Below are 6,313 nucleotides of genomic sequence, written 5' to 3' on the forward strand. Positions count from 1 at the left end.
ATCACAAGGGGCTGCGGGCGGCTGCGCGTCGGGTGTTCGACGCGACCCACCAGCGCTGCCGCGTTCACTGGATGCGCAATGCGCTTGCCCATGCCCCGGCCAAGCAGCGTACGGCGGTGGCGGCGATGCTGAAGACGATCTTCGCGCAGGAGACAAAGGCCGAGGCCGAAGCCCAGTGGGAAGTGGTCGCGGATGCGCTTCGCGAGAAGCAGGAAAAGCTCGGCGCGTTCATGGACGCCTCCCGCGACGACGTCCTGGCCTACATGGACTTCCCGCGCGAGCATTGGACCCAGATCGCATCCACGAACCCAATCGAGCGAGTAAACCGCGAGATCAAGCGGCGCGCCGATGTCATCGGGATCTTTCCAAACGACGAAGCCATTGTTCGCCTGGTCGGCGCTCTGATGCTCGAGACAAACGACGAATGGACAGTCGCCCGGCGGTACATGTCGCTTGAAAGCCTCGCGCGCGTCACCGACAATGCAGACGTCAGATTGCCCACCGTGGCCACCTGATCAGCTTCGGACCTCTCCGAAGGTCGGCGCTCCTACACCACGCAATGGGGCACTATCGGGTCGCCCTCGGCGCCGGCGCTGAACGGATAGCGGTCCACCTCGTCGCAGAGCAGGAGCCGGATCGGACGGCTCGCCAGACCCGAGGGTGCGTTGGCGCCGACAATGGTCAGATGCCCGCCCGGGAAGCGCTTGTGCAGGATCTTGTTGTTGCCGTCGCGGGACTTCGGGTTGGCGATCTTGTTCTGCAGGCAGGGCGTGTCCCGCGCCATCGGCGAGAACCGGTCCTTCGACCAGGTTTCCGCATCCCGCTCGGTCGGCATCACCACCATGATCGGGGCCGGATCCTGATCGATGTGATAGCCGACGGCGTTGTTCACGACCTCCGTCTTGCCGACCTGCGCCGAGGACATGATGACGACGCTCTCGACGCCTGCATCCGAGATCGCCTCCATGATGCCGCGCTGGTATTCCGCGCGGCTCGTTCGCCACTGCCCGGGCTCCGCACTCGCCTCCGAACTCAGCCGCCGGTTGGCATCCGCCCAGTCACTGATCGTCAGGTCCGGCGGCGGGCGCAGCACCGCCAGCGCCTTCTCCACCGTCCGTTTCAGGATCGGCGATCCCTTCAGGATCAACTTCGGTCTCGATTTCGATATCTGGCTGCGCGAGATCATCGAGCACCTCGCGGATGGCGGCACGGATCAGGTTCCGGATGTCTCCGACGGTTGATTGATCGAAGGCCTGCGGGGCCAACCGATCCGGCAGCGCCAGCAGGCGGGTTCTCAGAAGCGCCAGCACCGCAATCCAGGCCGCCTCGATCTGCTCCGCCGCAATCAGCGTGCGGCGCTTTTCCGCGGCCTCCATCTCGGCAAGGTCGGCGCGCGCCCGAATGAAGCGCGCCCGCTCCGCGGCGTAGTCGGGTGCCCCTGCCTGCGCTTTCACCGCCTGATCCCGCAGGAAGCGGACGTATCCGCGCACCGCGCCGATCAGGTCGTATTGTCCGCGCTCGGCCTTTGGAATGACGCCCTCGCGGCTCAGCTGCTGGACCCGGCGCTCGGACAGATCGAGCAGCTTGGCGATCACGCCGATGGGCTGTGCCGATGATGACACGTGGTGATCCTCCGGACGCGCTCAAAATACTGATCCGGCTCGTATTCGACTGGATAGAACCGGCCGGTCGAGCGAACCTCGTCACATCGCGACGACGCAACTCACCCCGGAGCCACACCGATGACCCGCCCCGACCCGATCACCAGGTCCCGCCATGAGCTGCGCACCGAGACGGCGCGCCGGAACAAGGGTGAGACCAGTTCCGCCACCGGTTCGAGGAACCGGTCGAACGCGCTCACGGCCTTCATCGGCAAGAAGGCGGAGATCGATGCGATGCTCGCCCGCCTGCAGGCGCTGAGCGATGACCATTTCGACTGCCACCCCGACGAGGTCGACTGGGCGGAGGTCGGCTCCCTCGAACACTACGCGAGCCTCCTGAAGCGCATCACCGACAGCGCCTTCGGCGAGGGTGAGCACGCCGCGTGAGGCCTTCGGTTCTTGCGAGGCCCGCCCGCCAAGAGGCGGGCTCGGGATTGTAGAAGGGCGCGCATCCTGCGGGCCCCGATACGGAGCCAACCCCATGACCAAGCTTTCCGACACGCAGGCAATCATCCTCAGCGCCGCCGCACAACGCGCCGACCGCAACGCCCTGCCGTTTCCCCCGAACATCCGCGGCGGCGCCGCCGCCAAGGTGGTGCGTGCGCTGCTCTCCCGCAAGCTGATCGAGGAGGTCGCTGCCGACATCCGCAAAGGCGAGCCCGTCTGGCGCGAGACCGGCGACGGCCACGGCGTCACGCTGGTCGCCACAGAGGCAGGTCTCGCCGCCATCGGCATCGAGCCCGAGGGCGCTGGCGCGGCGCCAAACGCGGAGGCCGCGGAGAGCGCAAAAGCCGAGACCGAGCCAAAGGTGCGCAGATCGCGCAGCGGCACGAAGCAGGAGAGGCTCATCGAGATGCTCCGCGCCGAGGGCGGCGCGACCCTTAATGAGATCGTCGCCGCCACCGGCTGGCAGCCGCATACGGTGCGCGGCGCCATGTCGGGTGCGCTCAAGAAGAAACTCGGGCTCCAAGTGTCATCTGAGAAAATCGAGCATCGGGGACGGGTCTACAAGCTGTCGCACTAGGCGCGTAAGGTTCTCATCCCCAAGGCCCCGTCTCGGCCCGCCGCCGAGGCGGGGTGGTTTTGACTGGTACACTTTGCGCCTCGGGCAGCTTGCGGAGCGCCGCGATCCGGTTCTCTGTGCTTGGGTGGGTGGAAAACAAGTTATCGTAGCCATGCGCGTGAAGCGGATTGATGATGAACATGTGCGCTGTACCAGGATTACGCTCGGCCGTATGATTGTCGATCCGACCAGCGAGATCCTGGATCTCAGTGAGCGCCGACGCGAGCGAGAGCGGGTTTCCACAGATCTCGGCGCCGATCCGATCGGCCTCATATTCCCTCGACCGGCTGATCGCCATCTGCACAAGGAGCGCTGCAAGCGGTGCCAGCACCATCATTGCGAGCACCCCGACTATGCCGAGAGGACTGTCCCGCCGACCGCCGAAGAACAGGGCGAAGTTGGCCAGCATCGAGATCGCGCCCGCGAAGGTCGCGGTGATGGTCATGATCAGCGTATCGTGGTTGCGGATATGCGCGAGTTCGTGGGCGACGACGGCGGCTATTTCATCGCGTCCGAGCCGTTGCATAAGGCCGCGCGTGACCGCCACCGCGGCGCGATCGGGGCTGCGGCCGGTCGCGAAGGCGTTCGGCTGGTCGGTATCGATGACGTAGACGTTCGGCACCGGCATGTTCGCGCGCTGCGCGAGGTCGGCGACCATTTGATGCAGCGAGCTATTCCCTTCGGCTGGGCGGGCGCCGTGCATCCGCAACACCATCCGGTCGGAGTTCCACCAGGAAAAGAGGTTCATCGCGGCCGCCACGGCAAAGGCCAGCACCACGCCGGTCCCGCCCGCCAGAAGCCAGCCGACGCCCATGAATAGTGCAGTCAGGGCTGCCATCAGCATCGCTGTGCGTGCGTATCCGGCCATTTTCGTCCTCATCTGCCTCTTGCGGGCAGAATATGGTGAGCCGGCGGACGGCTAGCAAGCGGGCGACGGGGCGTCCTTGTCAGACCTGCACCGTTCGAACAGCCGCCGGAGGAAATATCCGCGCGTGAGAGACACGACAACAAACACGAGGCCGATTGTCATGTGCTCGGTCAGCCCGGCCTCAATTCCGAACCACGGGAACACGACGATCTGCGTCGCGATGGCGAGCACGTAGCCGACAACAACGTTCGTGACCGTCTCGATCAGTGACATGATGCGCGATTGCCTCATGGCGCCTCGCGAGCACTGAGAACGTCATCGAAGCTGCGACCGTCGCCAATAAGCGTCGCCTGCTGCCCGGTGAAGGTCTGCCAGCGCTGGACTGCGACATCGACATAGGCGGGGTATAACTCAATCCCATAGCAGACCCGTCCGGTGGTCTCAGCGGCGATCAGCGTCGTGCCCGATCCCATGAACGGCTCGTAGTCCGCCTGGCCGGGGCTTGAGTTGTTGAGGATCGGGCGGCGCATGCATTCGACGGGCTTCTGCGTGCCGTGGACCGTCGTGGCGTCCTGATCCTTGTTGGCGATGTGCCAGAGCGTCGTCTGCTTGCGATCGCCTGCCCAGTGGCCCTTGCCGGTCTTCCTGACAGCGTACCAGGCCGGCTCGTGCTGCCAATGATAATCGCCACGGCTCAGCACGAGCCGCTCCTTTGCCCAGACAATTTGTGAGCGGATCGCGAAGCCGGACGCCTCGAGGCTTTCGGCCACGGTCGCCGCGTGCAGGGCGCCGTGCCAGACATAGGCCACGTCGCCCGGAAACAGCGCCCAGGCCTCGCGCCAATCGGCGCGGTCGTCGTTCAGCACCTTGCCGGTGCGTCTCGTCTTGGCCGCTCCCGCCTGATTGCGCCAGCTGGGGTCATAGGCCACGCCGTAGGGCGGATCTGTGACCATCAAGAGCGGCTTCACCGTCCCGAGTAACCGCTCGACATCCGTCGCCACCGTCGCATCCCCGCAGAGCAGCCGGTGATTGCCGAGGACCCAGAGATCGCCTGGTCTGCTGATCGGATCCTTCGGTGTCTCCGGAACATTGTCCTCGCCCTCCTGCGGACCCGTACCCGCCTCGAGGCCGTTCATCAGCGCCGTCAACTCATCGTCGGTGAAACCGGTGAGCCCGAGGTCGAAGTTGGCCTCCAGCAGGTCCCCCAGTTCGAGGTTCAGAAGTTCTTTGTCCCACTCGGCGTTCTCGCTTGAGCGGTTGTCCATGATCCGGAAGGCGCGCGCCTGTGCGTCGGTCAGACCCGCGGCGACGTGGACAGGCACGGTCTCCAGTTCCAGCTGCCGCGCGGCCAGCAGGCGAGTGTGCCCCGCCAGCACGACCATCTGGTCGTCGACCACGATCGGCTGACGCCAGCCGAACTCGGCGATCGACGCCGCCACCGCCGCCACGGCCTTCTCGTTGCGGCGCGGATTGCGCGCATAGGGAATGATCTGCCCGATGGGCAGCTCGATGATATCCATGGCTGGCTTTCAGATTGAGATGAAGCGGACCGGTGCTGAGCGTCCGCTAACGACTTCCGATTTCGATGGTGTGCGGGGACAAGTGCGGCTATTCTGTCTACGCAGTCACAGACCGGCGAGCTCTCGAGGTGCGTCGCCGGTTCGAACTGCAGCCTTTCTCCAAGATCATCGCCCTGACGATTTCAAAGTCAGGCAACCCTGATTTTCCACTGCACCTCGTCGACTGGCATGAGCCGGTCGATCATCTGGCTGAAGGAAATCCAATGTCCAAGGGCAACAACAGACGCGGTAACAGAGAGAACAAGAAGCCCAAGCAGGAGAAGCCGAAGGTTTCCGCGACCTCTGTCGCGGCGGAGGGCAAGTCTCCGCTCACTCTCGCCGGCAAGAAGGTCAAGTAGGTTTTACTGTGGGTTGGCGCGATGTTCGCCAACCCACATCGGGCAAAGGCGCGCCATCGGCAGAACGCCTGCAGCCCAGGCGGATAACGGACCTGCTTCGGGAAGGCCCGAAACGAAATGCCCCCGGCAGGCCATTTCGCTTCAGACCGGGTCTGAGAGCCCGTCAAACCCTTGTTTCATTGGGTCTTGGCGCAAAGCGAAACGAAACGGGTATTTTCGGCGGTGTCACTGGGAAAGCGTCGAGCTTCGCCCGCCAGCATACACACTACACGACTCCGCAGGGCTTTCGTGCTTCTGGGTTGATCCTCTGCCACGACGCGATGGCGTCGAGGGGATCGGATCTGAGGCGGCTTCGGATGTGGTCGAAGCCGGTTCGAAACCAGGATCTGGCGTAGTGGCCGTGGCTTTTGCGCGGCGGCGCGCGCTTGCCGAGAAGGTCTGCGGCGGCGCGACCGGCCCAGGCAAGGGCAAGCGCGACAAGGGACATGAGCAGAGCGAGTTTGCGTGGATCGGTGAGACGTGTGTCCTCGAGGTTGAGGCCACGCGTCTTGGCATCGCCGAACAGACATTCGATCGCCCAACGTTTGCGGTAGGTTTCGAGCGCGGTGCGCGGCGCGACGTTGGTAACCACGATCAACCACTCTCCCTTGAGCGGCTTGGCCGCGACGTTCAGGAGCGGCGTATTGCTGGCGGCTGCGTCCTCGCGTGTGCCGAGGCGGGCGCGAAAAGCCCGGCCACGGCGGGCCAGGCGCAGCCTTGCGCGCAAGGTAAGGTCGTGACCGTCCTCGGTCGTAATGCGAAGA

The 6,313-nt window shown here is 64.8% G+C and carries 10 protein-coding genes; 4 read left to right on the top strand and 6 right to left on the bottom strand.

Annotated features, from left to right (window positions below; all coding sequences use genetic code 11):
- Window positions 1–515, top strand: a 515-nt coding sequence (locus JSE7799_RS10260; RefSeq protein WP_186201900.1) for a transposase, incomplete at its 5' end; no start/stop codon positions are given.
- A gap of 32 nt (window positions 516–547) precedes the next feature.
- Here the strand turns inward: JSE7799_RS10260 and JSE7799_RS10265 are convergent.
- On the bottom strand, window positions 548–1,147 hold the full coding sequence (locus tag JSE7799_RS10265; protein ID WP_245624856.1) for a phage terminase large subunit family protein: 600 nt from the start codon (window positions 1,145–1,147) through the stop codon (window positions 548–550).
- Window positions 1,059–1,622 carry a hypothetical protein gene (locus tag JSE7799_RS21310; RefSeq protein WP_055663531.1) on the bottom strand — a complete coding sequence of 188 codons (564 nt, stop codon included), beginning with the start codon at window positions 1,620–1,622 and terminating at the stop codon, window positions 1,059–1,061. Before JSE7799_RS21310 ends, JSE7799_RS10265 begins: the two co-directional genes overlap by 89 nt.
- A gap of 120 nt (window positions 1,623–1,742) precedes the next feature.
- Here JSE7799_RS21310 and JSE7799_RS10275 point away from each other — a divergent pair, with 120 nt between their 5' ends.
- Both JSE7799_RS10275 and JSE7799_RS10280 read left to right on the top strand, forming a co-directional pair.
- The gene (locus JSE7799_RS10275; RefSeq protein WP_055663532.1) at window positions 1,743–2,048 is read left to right on the top strand and encodes a hypothetical protein; all 306 of its coding nucleotides are present in this window, start codon (window positions 1,743–1,745) and stop codon (window positions 2,046–2,048) included.
- 94 nt (window positions 2,049–2,142) lie between these two features.
- Window positions 2,143–2,685: a DUF3489 domain-containing protein gene (locus JSE7799_RS10280; RefSeq protein WP_055663533.1), complete on the top strand. Its 543-nt coding sequence runs from the start codon at window positions 2,143–2,145 to the stop codon at window positions 2,683–2,685.
- Window positions 2,686–2,698: 13 nt separating this feature from the next.
- On the opposite strand, the gene htpX is transcribed toward JSE7799_RS10280, so the two are convergent.
- The 3 genes from htpX to JSE7799_RS10295 are packed head-to-tail and all read right to left on the bottom strand — an operon-like array spanning window position 2,699 to window position 5,112.
- Window positions 2,699–3,592: a zinc metalloprotease HtpX gene (gene htpX, locus JSE7799_RS10285; protein WP_055663534.1), complete on the bottom strand. Its 894-nt coding sequence runs from the start codon at window positions 3,590–3,592 to the stop codon at window positions 2,699–2,701.
- Window positions 3,593–3,643: 51 nt separating this feature from the next.
- Window positions 3,644–3,883, bottom strand: coding sequence for a DUF7220 family protein (locus JSE7799_RS10290; protein ID WP_055663535.1), 240 nt, complete (start codon window positions 3,881–3,883; stop codon window positions 3,644–3,646).
- Window positions 3,880–5,112 (bottom strand): DNA modification methylase, encoded by a 1,233-nt coding sequence (locus JSE7799_RS10295; RefSeq protein ID WP_055663536.1) that lies wholly within the window; start codon window positions 5,110–5,112, stop codon window positions 3,880–3,882. Before JSE7799_RS10295 ends, JSE7799_RS10290 begins: the two co-directional genes overlap by 4 nt.
- Before the next feature lie 128 nt (window positions 5,113–5,240).
- On the opposite strand from JSE7799_RS10295, the gene JSE7799_RS10300 reads away from it, so the two are divergent.
- Complete coding sequence (locus tag JSE7799_RS10300) at window positions 5,241–5,510, top strand: hypothetical protein (RefSeq protein WP_144431648.1); 270 nt, start codon at window positions 5,241–5,243, stop codon at window positions 5,508–5,510.
- Window positions 5,511–5,775: 265 nt separating this feature from the next.
- Here JSE7799_RS10300 and JSE7799_RS22290 read toward each other — a convergent pair.
- The coding region (locus JSE7799_RS22290; protein ID WP_144431649.1) for a transposase at window positions 5,776–6,313 on the bottom strand (538 nt) is incomplete at its 5' end.

This window comes from Jannaschia seosinensis (assembly GCF_001408515.1).
In the GTDB taxonomy this organism is placed as follows: Bacteria; Pseudomonadota; Alphaproteobacteria; order Rhodobacterales; family Rhodobacteraceae; genus Jannaschia; species Jannaschia seosinensis.

What these genes read in the sequence shown, in the direction of transcription:
- JSE7799_RS10295 (WP_055663536.1), bottom strand. Translation starts at nt 5,112, where the DNA reads ATGGATATCATCGAGCTGCCCATCGGGCAGATCATTCCCTATGCGCGC.
- htpX (WP_055663534.1), bottom strand. Translation starts at nt 3,592, where the DNA reads ATGGCCGGATACGCACGCACAGCGATGCTGATGGCAGCCCTGACTGCA.
- JSE7799_RS10280 (WP_055663533.1), top strand. Translation starts at nt 2,143, where the DNA reads ATGACCAAGCTTTCCGACACGCAGGCAATCATCCTCAGCGCCGCCGCA.
- JSE7799_RS10290 (WP_055663535.1), bottom strand. Translation starts at nt 3,883, where the DNA reads ATGAGGCAATCGCGCATCATGTCACTGATCGAGACGGTCACGAACGTT.
- JSE7799_RS10275 (WP_055663532.1), top strand. Translation starts at nt 1,743, where the DNA reads ATGACCCGCCCCGACCCGATCACCAGGTCCCGCCATGAGCTGCGCACC.